The sequence below is a fragment of the uncultured Tenacibaculum sp. genome, assembly GCF_947495995.1.
Classification (GTDB): domain Bacteria; phylum Bacteroidota; class Bacteroidia; order Flavobacteriales; family Flavobacteriaceae; genus Polaribacter.
The window spans coordinates 597,342-612,687 of the sequence record NZ_CANMAX010000003.1 but is presented as its reverse complement, the minus strand read 5'-3'; the positions used below and the strand labels follow the sequence as shown (position 1 = coordinate 612,687).

At 29.9% G+C, this 15,346-nt stretch carries 14 protein-coding genes; 6 read left to right on the top strand and 8 right to left on the bottom strand.

Annotated features, from left to right (window positions below; translation table 11 throughout):
• Window positions 1-15: 15 nt before the first annotated feature.
• Together Q1A15_RS12095 and Q1A15_RS12090 are read right to left on the bottom strand one after the other, a co-directional pair.
• Window positions 16-1,536, bottom strand: coding sequence for an oligopeptide:H+ symporter (locus Q1A15_RS12095; RefSeq protein ID WP_299623928.1), 1,521 nt, complete (start codon window positions 1,534-1,536; stop codon window positions 16-18).
• Window positions 1,537-1,549: 13 nt separating this feature from the next.
• Window positions 1,550-3,727 carry a S9 family peptidase gene (locus tag Q1A15_RS12090; protein ID WP_299623925.1) on the bottom strand — a complete coding sequence of 726 codons (2,178 nt, stop codon included), beginning with the start codon at window positions 3,725-3,727 and terminating at the stop codon, window positions 1,550-1,552.
• Window positions 3,728-3,877: 150 nt separating this feature from the next.
• Between Q1A15_RS12090 and Q1A15_RS12085 the strand changes: the two genes are divergently transcribed.
• The 3 genes from Q1A15_RS12085 to Q1A15_RS12075 all read left to right on the top strand — a co-directional run bounded on the left by Q1A15_RS12085 (window position 3,878) and on the right by Q1A15_RS12075 (window position 8,246).
• Window positions 3,878-5,611 (top strand): hydroxymethylglutaryl-CoA reductase, degradative, encoded by a 1,734-nt coding sequence (locus Q1A15_RS12085; protein WP_299623922.1) that lies wholly within the window; start codon window positions 3,878-3,880, stop codon window positions 5,609-5,611.
• A gap of 497 nt (window positions 5,612-6,108) precedes the next feature.
• The gene (locus Q1A15_RS12080) at window positions 6,109-7,038 is read left to right on the top strand and encodes a GYDIA family GHMP kinase (RefSeq protein ID WP_299623919.1); all 930 of its coding nucleotides are present in this window, start codon (window positions 6,109-6,111) and stop codon (window positions 7,036-7,038) included.
• Window positions 7,035-8,246: an NAD(P)/FAD-dependent oxidoreductase gene (locus tag Q1A15_RS12075; RefSeq protein ID WP_299623916.1), complete on the top strand. Its 1,212-nt coding sequence runs from the start codon at window positions 7,035-7,037 to the stop codon at window positions 8,244-8,246. Before Q1A15_RS12080 ends, Q1A15_RS12075 begins: the two co-directional genes overlap by 4 nt.
• Window positions 8,247-8,303: 57 nt before the next feature.
• Here Q1A15_RS12075 and Q1A15_RS12070 read toward each other — a convergent pair whose 3' ends face one another.
• From Q1A15_RS12070 to Q1A15_RS12045, 6 genes are all read right to left on the bottom strand, one after another.
• Complete coding sequence (locus Q1A15_RS12070; RefSeq protein ID WP_299623913.1) at window positions 8,304-8,597, bottom strand: hypothetical protein; 294 nt, start codon at window positions 8,595-8,597, stop codon at window positions 8,304-8,306.
• Window positions 8,598-8,613: 16 nt separating this feature from the next.
• Complete coding sequence (locus tag Q1A15_RS12065) at window positions 8,614-9,234, bottom strand: hypothetical protein (protein ID WP_299623910.1); 621 nt, start codon at window positions 9,232-9,234, stop codon at window positions 8,614-8,616.
• Window positions 9,235-9,308: 74 nt separating this feature from the next.
• Window positions 9,309-9,545 (bottom strand): hypothetical protein, encoded by a 237-nt coding sequence (locus Q1A15_RS12060; protein ID WP_299623907.1) that lies wholly within the window; start codon window positions 9,543-9,545, stop codon window positions 9,309-9,311.
• A gap of 62 nt (window positions 9,546-9,607) precedes the next feature.
• The gene (locus tag Q1A15_RS12055) at window positions 9,608-10,519 is read right to left on the bottom strand and encodes a tetratricopeptide repeat protein (RefSeq protein WP_299623904.1); all 912 of its coding nucleotides are present in this window, start codon (window positions 10,517-10,519) and stop codon (window positions 9,608-9,610) included.
• A complete protein-coding gene (locus Q1A15_RS12050; protein WP_299623901.1) occupies window positions 10,516-11,847 on the bottom strand; it encodes a serine hydrolase domain-containing protein in 1,332 nt (443 codons plus the stop codon). Before Q1A15_RS12050 ends, Q1A15_RS12055 begins: the two co-directional genes overlap by 4 nt.
• Before the next feature lie 34 nt (window positions 11,848-11,881).
• Window positions 11,882-12,262 (bottom strand): MotA/TolQ/ExbB proton channel family protein, encoded by a 381-nt coding sequence (locus Q1A15_RS12045; protein WP_299623898.1) that lies wholly within the window; start codon window positions 12,260-12,262, stop codon window positions 11,882-11,884.
• A gap of 202 nt (window positions 12,263-12,464) precedes the next feature.
• On the opposite strand from Q1A15_RS12045, the gene Q1A15_RS12040 reads away from it, so the two are divergent.
• Genes Q1A15_RS12040 through Q1A15_RS12030 form a run of 3 tightly spaced genes read left to right on the top strand, consistent with a single transcriptional unit; the run spans window position 12,465 to window position 15,343 of the window.
• Window positions 12,465-13,523, top strand: a complete 1,059-nt coding sequence (locus Q1A15_RS12040) for a sensor histidine kinase (RefSeq protein WP_299623895.1) — start codon at window positions 12,465-12,467, stop codon at window positions 13,521-13,523.
• Window positions 13,516-14,223 carry a LytTR family DNA-binding domain-containing protein gene (locus Q1A15_RS12035; protein WP_299623892.1) on the top strand — a complete coding sequence of 236 codons (708 nt, stop codon included), beginning with the start codon at window positions 13,516-13,518 and terminating at the stop codon, window positions 14,221-14,223. Before Q1A15_RS12040 ends, Q1A15_RS12035 begins: the two co-directional genes overlap by 8 nt.
• Window positions 14,224-14,263: 40 nt before the next feature.
• Window positions 14,264-15,343 (top strand): diphosphomevalonate decarboxylase, encoded by a 1,080-nt coding sequence (locus Q1A15_RS12030; RefSeq protein ID WP_299624054.1) that lies wholly within the window; start codon window positions 14,264-14,266, stop codon window positions 15,341-15,343.
• The last annotated feature ends 3 nt before the right edge of the window (window positions 15,344-15,346 follow it).

Sequence of the window (15,346 nt, the reverse complement as noted above, 5' to 3'; positions counted from 1 at the left end):
TTAGTTTATTTAATTTTAGTGAACTTTGCCCATTAATTTCTTCATTAGAGGAGAAGTTAATAAAACTAACACTCCTGCTCCTATTGCATATTTAGCAATTAATCCGAATCCATCAGTATATAAAGCTAAAGTTTGTAATCCTCCAATATTAGTATCTGTGCTTTCTACAGCTAATTCTTTTGATATAAATCCTACTATTTGAAAAGCGTAAGTAGAAGACAAGAACCAAATTCCCATCATAAAAGCTATAATTCTTTTTGGAGATAAATCTGTGATCTTAGATAAACCAACTGGAGACATAAAAAGTTCTCCAATAGATAACACAAAATACATTGCTAATAAATAAAAGAAAGGAACCATACCTTCTTCATTAGCTGCTCCTTTACTTAAAGATAAAATATAGAAACTTATACCAGCTAATAATAATCCCATTCCGAATTTGTATGGTGTTCTTGGGTTTAACTTTTTCTTTGCAAGGTATGTCCAAAGTAAAGAAACTGGTATTGATAATAATATAATTACTAACGAGTTTAATGAATTCGTTTGACTAGCATTCATTATCCCATCTAGTGCTACGTTTCTATCAGCAAATAAAGTAATTACACTTCCAGATAATTCATGGAATCCCCAAAAAATCGTCATAAAGAAAGTAATTAAAACAGCCATAAACAGTTTTTTTCTTTCTTCTACAGTAGCTCCCATCATAATCTTACCTAGGTATAATAAAACTATTACTCCAACTACTTTGAAAAGTACATTAACGATATTTTGATCTCCCAAAAACGTATCTCCACTTCCTATAGCCTTATACTCTGCTAACAAATAAGCGATTACTGGTGCTGATAAGAAAGCTAAAACTGGCACTAATGTTTTTTGCGGCATTCCTAAAACTTTCTTATTGTAAACTTCTTCACTTGGTGGTAAACCTTTGTCTCCAAAAACATTCTTCTTAATTCCACTCCAAAAGAAAATTAAACCTAAAAGCATTCCAATACCTGCTAAACCGAAACCATAATGCCACCCATAAGCTTTACCTAACCAACCACATAGTAAAGGTGCTATAAAACCACCTATGTTAATTCCCATGTAGAAAATCGTAAAACCTGAGTCTTTTCTTCTATCTCCATCTTCATATAAAGAACCTACAAACGTTGATATATTAGGTTTGAAAAAACCATTACCAACTACTATAAATGCTAACGCTAAGAAAAAAGCTATATCGTTTTCTATAGCTAATACAAAATGACCTAATGCCATTAGAATACCTCCTAAGAAAATTGATTGACGCATTCCTAAAATCTTATCAGAAATTCTACCTCCAACAACTGTTGATGCATATACTAACGAACCATAGGATGCATAAACTGCTGCTGCTGCAACATCTTTTTCTGCTAAAGCTTTAAAAATTTCATTAACCATGTATAAGGTTAATAACGCTCTCATTCCATAAAATGAGAAACGCTCCCATAGCTCGGCAAAAAACAGGTAAAAGAGTCCTGAAGGATGCCCCAATATATCCTTTTGAGAAGTATTCATAATTAGTTTAGTTTTATTTGGTTTTTAAACTCTTTAATACAAAGTTTGTCATTTTAGTAAATAAATGAAGTCTTGTATTTTTTCCTCTGTAAATTCCGTGTGCTCTATCTGGATAAACAAATAAATCGAATTGCTTATTTGCTTCAACTAAAGCATTCACCATTCTCATTGTGTTTTGTACGTGTACATTATCGTCTCCAGAACCATGAACTAATAAATAGTCTCCTTTTAATTTATCTGCATGGAAAATTGGTGAATTTTCATCGTAACCTGTTGGATTTTCCTGAGGTGTAGTCATATAACGCTCTGTGTAAACTGTATCATAAAAACGCCAAGAAGTAACTGGTGCTACTGCAATTGCCATAGAAAACACATCGTTTCCTTTTAAAATACAATTCGTACTCATGAATCCACCGTAAGACCATCCCCAAATTCCAATCTTATCTGCATCAATATAGTTTTCTCCTGCAAAGAACTTAGCTACAGCTATTTGATCTTCAACTTCATATTTACCTAACTCTTTTTGAGTTACTTTCTTAAAATCTCTTCCTTTATAACCAGTTCCTCGTCCGTCAACACATGCAACAATTATACCTTTTTGTGCTAACATTTGATGCCAGTAGTCATTATTAGAATTCCATCTGTTTGCTACTTGCTGAGAACCAGGACCTGAGTATTGGAATAATAATAGTGGATATTTTTTATTCGGATCGAAATCAGCAGGTTTAATCATCCACATATTTAAATCATTTCCATTAATGTTATATGTGAAAAATTCTTTCTTGCTCATCTTATATCCCTTCATTTTTACATAAAGGTCAATATTATCTTTTAAAGTCTTTAATTTCTGACCTTCTCCATTGTATAAAGTATATGTTGGAACTTCAGTTGCTGAAGAATGTGTATTTATGAAATACTTCATATTTTTACTGAACGAAGCATTACTATGACCACTTTTATTTGTCAATAGTTTCTTTCCTGTTCCATCTAAACCAATTGAATACACACCTCTATTTATTGATCCGTTTTCAACTGATTGGTAGTAAATTTTATTGTTTGTTTTACTTAACCCGTAGTAATTAGTAACATCCCAATTTCCTTTCGTAATCTGATTTTTTAATGTTCCATCTTCATTATAGTGGTAAATATGATTGTAACCATCTTTTTCACTTGTCCAGATAAAACTATTATCATCTAAGAAAGTTAAATTATCCTGAATATCTACATAAGCTTCATCTTTTTCATTCAATGTTACTTTTAACTCTTTAGTATTTGTATTGTAAAAGAATAACTTTAAATCATTTTGATGTCTATTTAATGTTGTAATAGATAACACTTCAGGCTTTTTCGTCCATTGAATTCTTGGAATATACTCGTACTCACCTAATTCAATTCTACTCACACTTTTTTCAGCTACATTAAATAATTGTAATGTTACTACTGCATTTTTTTCTCCAGCTTTAGGATATTTAAATGTATTTGTAGATGGGTATAATTCATTCCCAGTAACGTTCATTGAAAATTGCGCTACCTCTTTTTCATCAAATCTCAAAAAAGCTACATACTTACTGTCTTTACTCCAGTCGAATGCTTTTACGAATGCAAATTCTTCTTCGTAAACCCAGTCTGTTGTACCATTAATAATAGCATTAACTTTTCCATCGTTAGTTACTCTTACTTCTCTATTTTGCTCAAGATCTCTAACATATAAGTTGTTGTCTTTTGCATACGCTACTTTCTTGCTATCAGGTGAAAATGTTGGCTCCTGAATATCTTCTCCTAAAGAAGTTAATTCTTTAGTAGCAATATCGTAGATGTAATATGTACCCTTATATGAGTGACGATATACTTGTTTAAAGTTCGTTCCTAATAATAGTTTTGTTTCATTTGCATTAAATGAATAAGAACTAAAGAAAGATAAATTGTATAAATCTTTACTATCAACAATAGTAGCCACTTTTGCTTGTGTTTCGTAGCTATATTTATCTACAGAAGAACTTCTTGTTTCTCTATTAAAATTTAAAACGGTGTAAAAGTCTCCATTCATAGAGTTTAAGGCATTCATTCTATCTGCAGAAAAAGCGCCACCCCAAATCTCTTCTAATGTAATTTCCTTAAGGTTGTTTGTATTTGATTGACTCTTAGCAGAAAAAAAAGTCACCAAAATTGCTAGAAAGCATAATTTTCTCATGAAGTATCTTATTTATTTGATGATTTAATAAAACGACTGCCAAGTTTACGAAAAAATAATAAATTTTACTGCAATTTAACAGAAAACTACATTTATAAAATGTGATTTAATTGAAAGATTTATCTTTGCTCTGTTTTAAAAATAAGATGAATGTCGAAGATTATTTCTGGCTTTTCTAAGCTAACTAAACAAGAAAAAATAGATTGGTTAGCTCAAACCTACTTCAATAATCAACCTGAAATTACGCAAACTATCCTACAATATTGGAATGCTGATGAGAAGTTACAACAACTTCATGATGATTTTATTGAAAATACAATTTCTAATTTTTACATGCCTTATGGTGTAGCTCCAAATTTTGTTATTAATAACGAAACCTATGCTATTCCTATGGTTATTGAAGAAAGTTCTGTTGTTGCTGCAGCTTCTAAAGTTGCAAAATACTGGAGTACTCGTGGTGGTTTTAAAACAGAAGTGATTTCTACTACCAAAATAGGCCAGGTACATTTTATTTATGCTGGTGACAAGTCGGAATTAGAATCCTATTTTAAATTAAATAAAACTGAATTATTTGCTGCTACTGCTTCCATTACTAAAAACATGGAAAAGCGTGGTGGTGGAATTTTAGATATTCAATTAAAAGACAAGACTTCTAAACTAGACAATTACTATCAACTACATGTTACTTTTGAAACGAAAGATAGTATGGGAGCTAATTTTATTAACTCTTGTTTAGAAGCTATTGCTAAGAAATTTCAGAAAGATGACATTGAAATCATCATGAGTATTTTATCCAATTACGTACCTGAATGTTTAGTAAGAGCAGAAGTTAGTTGTCCTATCGAAGATTTAGGTGGAGAAAATCCAGAAAAATTTGCTTATAAATTTGAGCAAGCTGTTAAAATTGCAGAAATAGAACCTTATCGTGCCGTAACTCATAATAAAGGAATTATGAATGGTATTGACGCAGTTGTTTTAGCTACTGGAAATGATTTTAGAGCTATTGAATCTGGTGCTCATGCATATGCTTCTAGAAACGGGAGTTATTCTAGTTTAACACATTGCGAGGTTAAAGACGGAATTTTTAAATTCTGGATAGAAATTCCTTTAGCTTTAGGAACTGTAGGTGGATTAACAGCTTTGCATCCTATGGCTAAATTATCGTTAGATATTATGCAAAAACCAGATGCAAGAACCTTAATGCAAATTATTGCTGCTGCTGGTTTAGCTCAGAATTTTGCTGCATTAAGAGCTTTAACAACTAAAGGTATTCAGCACGGACATATGAAAATGCATTTAATGAATATCTTAAATCAGCATGATGCAACTGTGGCTGAGAAAGAAGAAATCAGCAACTATTTTGAATCAAAAACTGTTTCTCATAGTGCTGTAGTTGAAAAATTACAAGAGATTCGTAAACCTAAAATCAATTGGGTTGATATTACTAATGAAAGTGAAATCAGAAATACTCTTCGTAAACTTTCTAATAGTGACAAACCTGTTTTTGGTACTATGAATGCTCAACAAATGATAGAACATTTAAGTGCTGTAACTCAAATTCCGAATGGAAATTGGAGTGTTGATATATTTGTTGATGATGAAAAAACAGCAAGAAGAAGACCTTTTTTAGATACAAATCAAGAAATACAACCTGGTTTTAGAGCGTCATTTTTATCGGATAATCCAACTCCGCTAAAATTTAATTCTATTGAAGAAGCTATTGATGATTTGATTACTCAATTAGAAGTATTTTTCGATGTTTTTGAAAAAGACAGTTCAAGAACTGTGGTTCATCCTTTTTTCGGTGAATTGAATTTTGACTATTGGAAAAAGTTTCAAGTAAAGCATTTCACACATCATTTTAAACAATTTGGATTGGTGTAAATGGATAGTTTTTTAATAAATATAGGAAGAAAACAATTTTTTATAGTATCTAGTTTTATCGTTCTAGCTTCACTATATATTATTGGTTTTTATATTTATTACAGTACTTTACACGACTATTATTTAAACTATTTCAAATCTGAAATAGTTTTAGAGATTTTCTATTTAGCTATAATTTTATACTCTTTAATTGCAATATACAAAGGACATAAATGGACTATGTATTTTTTAATTAGCTTTTTCTCTTATAAAATATATTATGCTTTAGGTAATATTTCATGGTTTTATTCTATTAAAAACACGTTATCAGGTAGAATTAATTACAACTATAGCTCAAACTTTAATATTGTTATTTATTGCATGGCAATACTGTTTTTTTGTTTCTCTAAAAGTTTTAAAGAGTTTACAAAACATCAAAAAACAAAATTTACTCGAGTGCAGTCGAGTAACAATTAAATTATAAAAAGGTTTCGGCTGCATACGACCTAATATTAGTTTTGGATAAATATTACAGTAACGGAAAATTATTACTTACAGGAGAATATGTTGTTTTAGATGGGGCTAAATCTCTAGCTATTCCGACTAAATATGGTCAAGATTTAACCGTAACTCCAATAGAACAGCCTGAATTAATTTGGGGAAGTTTTACAAACACTAGTGAATGTTGGTTCGAAGCAGCTTTTAGTTTACCTAATCTTCGTTTAACCTCAGCTACTTTTAACTCAGATAAAGAAGGAAGTTCTGACCAAATCGCTGAAACTTTACAAAATATTTTACAGGAAGCAAGAAATTTAAATCCTGATTTTTTACAAACCAACAATGGTTTTATTGTAAAAACTCATTTAAGTTTTCCTCAAAATTGGGGATTAGGAAGTTCTTCTACCTTAATCAATAATATTGCCTCTTGGGCAAAAGTTAATCCGTTCGATTTACTTTGGAATGCTTTTTCCGGAAGTGGTTATGATATTGCTTGTGCAAAACACGACAATCCTATTTTTTATCAGCTAGACAACAAAAAACCTAGTATTGAAAACACTACGTTTTCTCCTGCTTTTGCGGATCAACTATATTTTGTATTTCTGAATCAGAAACAAAATAGCAGAGAAGGAATTGCACAGTATCGAAAAAACAACACTAACATAGCTAAAGAAATTTCTAGAATTTCTGAATTATCTGATGCTTTTCTTGAAGCAAAATCGATAAACGAATTGGATGAAATTATTATAGAACACGAAAGAATTATTAGTGCTATAATACAAATGCAAACGGTTAAAGCTAGATTATTTCCTGATTATTTTGGTGCGATAAAAAGTTTAGGTGCTTGGGGTGGAGATTTTGTTTTAGTAACTGGTAATAAAAACACACCTGAATATTTTAAAAATAAAGGATACGAAACTATTATTCCTTTTAATGAAATGGCGTTATGAGTAAAATTATAATTATTGGTGGTGGTGCAGCTGGTTTTTTTACAGCGATTAATGCAAAAGAGTTAAATCCTGATTTAGATATCACAATTCTTGAAAAAGGTAAAGATGTTTTACAAAAAGTAAGAATTTCTGGTGGAGGACGTTGTAATGTAACTCATGCTTGTTTTGAACCTAAAGAATTGGTTAAGTTTTATCCTCGCGGAAAAAAAGAATTATTAGGTCCGTTTCATCAGTTCATGACTGGAGATACATTCGAATGGTTTGAAAACAGAGGTGTTCCTTTAAAAATCGAGAGCGACAATCGTGTTTTTCCTGAAGCTAATACTTCACAAGCGATTATCAATTGTTTTCAAAAAGCTGTTGAAAAACTAAATATCAAAGTGTTAACAAATCAAAATGTAACTTCGTTTTATCAACAAGATGAAAATTGGGTTATCAACACTAAAAATGACAAGTTTATTGCTGATAAATTAGTTGTTGCCGCAGGAAGCAGTAAAAAAATATGGGAGCTTTCGAACGAACTCGGACATACAGTTATCAATACAGTTCCTTCTTTATTCACATTCAACATAAAGGACAAAAGAATTACCGATCTTGGAGGAGTTTCTGTTCCAAATGCCAGTGTAAAAATTTTAGACACCAAACTAGAAAACTTTGGACCATTACTTGTAACACATTGGGGTTTAAGTGGACCCGCAGTTTTAAAACTTTCTGCTTTTGGTGCTAGAATATTAGCTGATAAAAAATACAGTTATAAAGTTGCTGTAAACTGGCTTTCTAAAAGTACAAATCAGATAACTGAAGAACTGAATGGCTTAAAAAAAGCCAACGCCAAGAAACAAATTGGATTAAAATCTCCTTTTTCAGAAATCCCAAGACGTCTGTGGGAAAGATTATTACTAGCTTCAAATATTAATTTAAAACAAAATTGGGCCAACTTAACTAAAAGCGAAGTTACTAACCTTGCTAATCAATTAACGAATTGTGTTTTTTCTGCGGAAGGTAAATCAACCTTCAAAGATGAATTTGTTACTGCTGGAGGAATCGATTTAAAAGAAATTAATTTTAAACGTTTCGAAAGTAAATTACAATCAAACTTATTTTATGTAGGTGAGATTTTAAATATTGATGCAGTTACAGGCGGATTTAATTTTCAGAATGCGTGGACTGGAGGTTATATTTGTGCAAATGCAATTGCAGAGAATTAGTAGTTAGACAAACAGAATAATTCTCATTTCTCTAACTACTAACTTTATGTAGCTTTACTATTCTTCTAAAACAGATTCATAGCAATTAAAGATCATTGTATAACCGTATTCTTTGGCTTCATCATAAAATTGTTTAAGATCTTCTTCTAATTCATCTGGATTTTCAATTTCAAAAAAGTCTTCTTCTACATTTTGTACTATCCAACCTTCTTCTTGTGTGTAATATTTTGCTAATTGAACGGCTCCTTCTCCATCAACATAATCTATATAAACGCTTACATAAGCTCCTACTACTTTCTCGAAATACTCAGATTCTTTTGTTGGTACTGCATGTAAATTAATTAAATACATTTTCTCTATTTTTTGATTAATAACTCATTACTGTTCCATAGTACAATAATTGAAATGTTTGCACATCTAAAGTGAGATAATACATCGACATCATTATACCATAGTTCGTTTTATCGTAAAAAAGATGTTCAAAAAAAGATAACTCATTCTCATCAAAATCATAATACATATTAGATGTTTTAAAATGATCTTTTGAAAAGTTCTCTAGTTGAGACAACCTATGTACGTTAATTTTTAATGAATAGTCGTATAAACTATCAATTTTAATTTTTAATCGTTTTCCTCTTTTTGTTAAACCTCCGTTATCAGTAAACAATACTTTTTTATAAAAATTTTCAGATAGCAAATCGTAAACAATTTGCTCTGTATTCACTTCTTTTTGAATCGTATCGATGTAAGATTTCACATTGTTTGATAATCGATTTAATTCACCTATTAACACTCTTGTTTTTTGAAACATTAAAGGTTTATCTTCAGCCTGTCTTTCGAAGAAAGCTGTTCTACCTTCAATTAATTCGTGACTAATATGTATGGCTTTTTCTAAAGATTCGTGCCCTCTATTTGTTACATAAGTGTGCTGCGCTGTAAGAAACGAAACACTAAACATGAACAGGGTAAAAAATAGTTTACTATGCATAATTTGGTTACTTCAACTTAAATATACAATAATAAGCTTGTTTACTTTTAGTAAAACTTAAAAGATTTGAACAATTAACTGGCTAGTTCTCCTCGATGTGGTTTTAATGCATCTCTAAATATTTTCATAACCGATTCGTCTACGATTACGTATGCTAAAGTGTACATTTCATTAACTTCTTTAAAGTTAACTTCGTGAAAACTCAGATTTTCTATTTGTGTAAATTCTTTTAAATGAACACAGTGATGTTTGGCAGTTTCTAAAGCATCTGGACCTTTAAAATCCCAAATCAATTTTATTTTTCTACTCATAGCACAAAAATACCCATTTCTAAATTGAAATGGGTATAGGATAAGCCAATCTACAAGTCAAATCATTTCTTTTTCTGCGCTACTTTAAAATCATAATTAATTTTTCTTTTCAAATATTCTTTAAGAGAAGGTAAACCTATCTTCTCTCTTCTTTGATCTACAAACTCAGGTTCAAAAATCGGTAATGGTTCAAGTTTATTTTCAGCATTATAAGCAAACTGCATTCCATATAATTGCTTTTTACCAGTATTTACCAATACTCGATCTTTGATTTTAGCATATTCAACACAACTCCCCTCTTGTTTTTCACAAGTTTCTTTTATTAGAGGCAAATACTTTAAACGAATTTCTTCTTTTTCGTGATGATTTATTATTAACAATGGTCCGTCTGCAGCTAATTTTCCTACGTCACTATATGTAGGCCAACCAAATTTCTCTATCAACTCTTCTAGTTTACGAAAATTATCTTCCGCTTTTTGTTTTTTTACATATCCTAATGGATAATACCAATGCGGAGCTCTTCCGTTTTTAACAAAAAATTGCTTAGCTAAACCCATGTGATAATCAAACATTTGATCTTCACCAATTAATCGTAATAATTGTTTTGCTAATTCAGGTTTCTTTAATTTTCCTTTGTTCTTTTGATATTTATTAAATTGATTCACTTCAATATTTTTCCACCTCATATCATCTCGTAACGACAAAAGATCATTATCTGCTAAAACCCATAGTGTATTATCATTCTTTAAAGCCTTGTCTAAATAATGATAAGCTTTATCTATCTGATGTAACAAAGCATAAGCACATGCTAAATTATATGTATTATTTGAGTTAGCAGGATCTTTATCTAACACTTCTGTATATGCTTGAATTGCCTTTTCTAAATCCCCTTCTCTTCTGTATTTATCTCCCTCATTTTGAGAATACAAACACAAACAAGTAAAAATCAAAATTGTTAATACTATATTTCTCATAACTTTTCTTTTTTCAGCAGATGTTCTTTCCCTTGGAACTTGACTAAAACACTATCATCTTTCTTATTGAAATTGAAAAGAATTCCCATAGCATCGTATTTAAAAACATTTCTTTTTAAAGCTATTAATTTAAATATTGGTTGACCTGTTGCTTGAGCCAACAACCTATTCTCTTCTCTTGTAAATGTTACTTTGAAAGGAAAAGTGTCGCCACCATAAATTCCCAAAAGAGGTTCTAAATCTGAAACTTTAAGTTCTACTAAAGAAGTACTTTTCATAGATGCATCATTTTTAAAATAAAGATCTAATACTTTGAAAATAAGATTAGATAAATTCATCTGGTGTACTCCATTACATGTGATTACAACTCCAACTTTTTTATTTGGTATATATCCAGCTATAGAACGAAATCCATCAATTGCTCCATTATGACCGTACAAAGGCATTCCATGATATTGAAACATAGAAAGTCCCATACCCAAGCCTTCTTTAGTCGTTGTCATTTGTTTTAGAAAAGTATTCGATAATAATTTCCCTGAGAATAAACCATCAAAAAAAGTATTTACTTCAGTAGCATTAGATACAATTCCACCTGCCCCTATTGGTCCGTTAATATCTGTGATTATCGTTACTGGATTCCATTTTTTATTTTCAAAATAATACGACTTTGCCCCATTATCTTTTACCTCAACATCTTTTCCTAAATACGAATGTTTTAGATTTAAAGCATCTGCTATTCGCTCTTTGAAAATCGTTGCATATTTTTTCTTTTCTATATCTTCAGCTATGTATGAAAGAAGAATATAATTGGTATTTGAGTAAGCAGTTTTTGTATCTGGATTAAAGTTAGGCTTCTTACCTTTTATTTTCCCTAGCATTTCTTCTCGAGTTCTGTAGCTAGAAATCCAGGTTGAAAAACCTTCTATTTCTGTTACATTAAACAACCCGCTTCTGTGATACAAAAGATCTTGAATTTTTATTCTTTCAGCATTCGGTAACTCAGGAAAAAAATCACTTAATTTACTTTCTAAAGTTAGTTTTTGCTCACTGATCAATTGTAAAATTATTGTAGCCGTATATGTTTTAGTTATAGATGCTATTCTGTAATTAGAAAAGCGATTTGCTTTTAATTTATCCTCTACGGAAATAAATCCAGTTGACGTATTAAACACTTCTTTACCTTCTTTAAAAATAGATAGTGTTCCCATCGCTTTATTTTCTGAAGCCAAATCAGCAAATAAGTTTTCTATTTCTTTTAAATTTTCATCCTGACTCCAGGTTAAAAAAACGCATAGGAATCCCATTAAAAAAAAGATACTTTTTTTCATTTTATTGAATTTTAAAAAATTAAATAGATTTTAATTAAGCGTTTTCGTTCTTTGCTTTAATTGTTAATGCGATAATACCTACACGTGCTATTAAAAAAGTAAACATTCCAAATGTGGGAGACAGTAATCCTATTTTTAATCCAGCTGCTAAAACACTAGAACTAAAATCATTCGCTACAGAAATAGCATCAAAAGCACCAATCAAGCCGATCATCATTCCCAAAAAACCGTACACTAAAGCAAATAAACTCACATGACTAATAATTTCCTTAAGTTTTTTCACCTTTTCAATTTTCAAAAAAGCATAAATACTAAGACCGATACATATTAATAACATTAATAATATAGGGTACATAAAATCTGCACCACCTTCTCTCATTCTATCAGAAAATTGTCCAAAAAATAAAAATCTCATAATCAATTGTTTTTAAAGTTAATATACCTCAAATCTATTCTTGATTTCCTTTGGTTACTTTTTTTATCGACTTTCAACAAATTTACCCCTTAAATCTACCATTTTTTTAAGCTTATCAAATAAATTCGTTATTTACCTATGTTTTTTGGAATTCTATCTCAAAACATTACTTTTCAATGAAAAAAAACTGATATTGCACGCTATGAGTATTCCAAGTGTTTACATACGTCGTACATTATTCATTTTCCTACACATCTTTTTTTGGATAGGAGTATACACATTTTATACTTACTTTTTAGGTTATGGTACGAGTAACACTGCGTATATAAATAACTTTTCTCTGTATTTAATGCCAGTAACTATTAGCATGGGATACTTCTTTTTATATTTTCTTATCCCAAAATACTTACTTAATAAAAAAATCGGATTATTTATTTTATACACGGCTTATACTTTTATTATAGCTTTTTTCTTTATCGTTCTTTCAATTCTGTATGGAATGGTTTTCTCTCAAAAATTACTTGTAAACAATGTAATACCATTTAAAAAAACAGTTTTATTCATAATCTTCGGAGTTTATTTTATTGTTTTAATTACAATTATGATAGGGTTATTAATCCAAAATTATAAATCAACTTTAAGAGACGAAGATTTAAAAAACAAATTCCTACAAACACAATTACAATTAAAGGAACAAGAATTAAAGTATTTGAAAATGCAAATTCACCCTCATTTTCTATTTAATACTTTAAACACTTTATATGGTTTTGCTCTTAAAAAAGCAGATGAAGCTCCGGATATGATTTTAAAACTATCCAGTTTATTAGATTATATTTTATATCAAGTTGAAAAACCACAAGTACTTCTTGTAAATGAAATACAACATATTGAAGATTATATTTCCCTCGAAAAAATGAGATTTCAAGATGCTTTGAATGTGAGTTTTTCAAAAAACATTCATGATGATTCTCTACTTATTTCTCCAATGGTTTTTCTACCATTTGTTGAGAATGCTTTTAAACACGGAGTTCAAATCAACGGAACTTTAAACATTGCAATGGAAATTACAACTTCAGAAAACACTATTTCCTTCAGAATTAAAAACTCTTGTAAAAAAATGTTGAATTCTAAAAAAGGAATAGGACTTACCAATATTAAAAAGAGATTAACGATGTTGTTTCAAAACAAATTTACTCTTGAAATACATTCACTTGATACATCTTACGAAGTCTTTTTAAAAATACCTGCGAAAAATGAATAATATATTTACTTGTGTTGTTGTAGATGACGAACCAATTGCTAGAGAAATTATTGAGTCATTTATTGAAAAAACCCCGAATCTATCTCTAAAAGCAAGCTTTTCTAATGCGTTAGAAACAATACAATTTGCTCAAGAAAACGAAGCAGATATTTATTTCTTAGATATTAATATGCCAGAAATTAATGGCTTGAGTTTAGCTAAAATTGTAAATGCAGATGCGCATATTATTTTCACCACCGCATATAGAGATTATGCTATTGATGGCTTTAATTTAAATGTGATTGATTATTTATTAAAACCAATTGCTTTTGATCGTTTTTTACAAGCCATTAAGAAAATACCTCTGAAAAAACAGCAACAACAAGAAGTAAAAAAACAAAATATTGAAGATCATTTTTTATTTGTTCGCTCTGAACGAAAAATGGTAAAAGTAAATTTTAACGAAATTATTTATATCGAAAGTTTAAGCGATTATTTAAAGATTCATTTGATAGATAAAACTATTGTTACCAGAGAAACTATTAGTAATATTGAAACTAAACTTCCTGAAAAATTATGTATTAGAGTACATCGATCCTTCATAGTTTCTGTCAATTTTATTGAAGCTTACACAAACGAATATGTAGAAATTGATAAAAAAGCTATTCCTATTAGTAGAAATTATAAAGAAAGTGTGCTTCAAAAGTTGTCTGGTATTTAAGTGAAATTTTATCTTTACACAAAATTTCAAGATTTTGAGTATCAATACAACTTCTTTTATTCCTAAAGATTTAAAATTTCTTTTAAAAGACACTACAGTAACCTGGAAAACTCCAAGTAATATTGCTTTAGTGAAATACTGGGGAAAAACAAATCCACAATTACCAAAGAACACATCAATTAGCTTTACATTAAGTAATTGTCATACAACTACAAAAATTATCTTCAGTAAAATTAAAAAAGTACAGCAAGCTGATTTTGAATTATTTTTTGAAGGAAAAAAGAAAGATGATTTTAAGCCGAAAATTGCAACATTTTTTGAACGAATAGCAACATATTGTCCATATGTATTAGAATACAAAATGGAAATTCATTCAGAAAATTCATTCCCACACAGTAGCGGAATTGCTTCTTCTGCAAGTGGAATGAGTGCTATTGCAATGTGTTTAATGAGCTTAGAAAAAGAGCTAAACCCAGCTATTTCTGAAGAGTTTTTTAATCAAAAAGCTTCATTTTTAGCACGTCTTGGTTCTGGTAGTGCAAGTAGAAGTATTGAAGGACCATTGGTTATTTGGGGAGATCATCCAGATTTTGATGAAAGTTCAGACTTATATGGAATTAAATTTCCACACTATGTGCATTCTATTTTTGACAATTACCAAGATACAATCTTATTAGTTGACAAAGGAGAAAAACAAGTTTCAAGTACAGTTGGACATAATTTAATGCACGATCATCCTTATGCTGAAAATCGTTTTAAACAAGCGAATGAGAACTTGAGTAAACTATCTAAAATATTACAAACTGGTAATATTAAAGAGTTTATAAAATTAGTAGAAAGTGAAGCTTTAACATTGCATGCAATGATGCTTACTAGTGATCCTTATTTTATTTTAATGAAACCTAACACGTTAAACATTATCAATGAAATTTGGAGTTACAGAGAAAAAACTGGAAGTAATGTATGTTTTACTTTAGATGCTGGCGCAAATGTTCATATGTTATACCCTGAAAACGAGAAAGAGCAAATCCATTCTTTTATCGAAAGTAAATTAGTTCAATATTGCCAAAAAGGTCAATTTATTCACGATTTTGCTGGTTTAGGTGCGTTATCAATATAAATA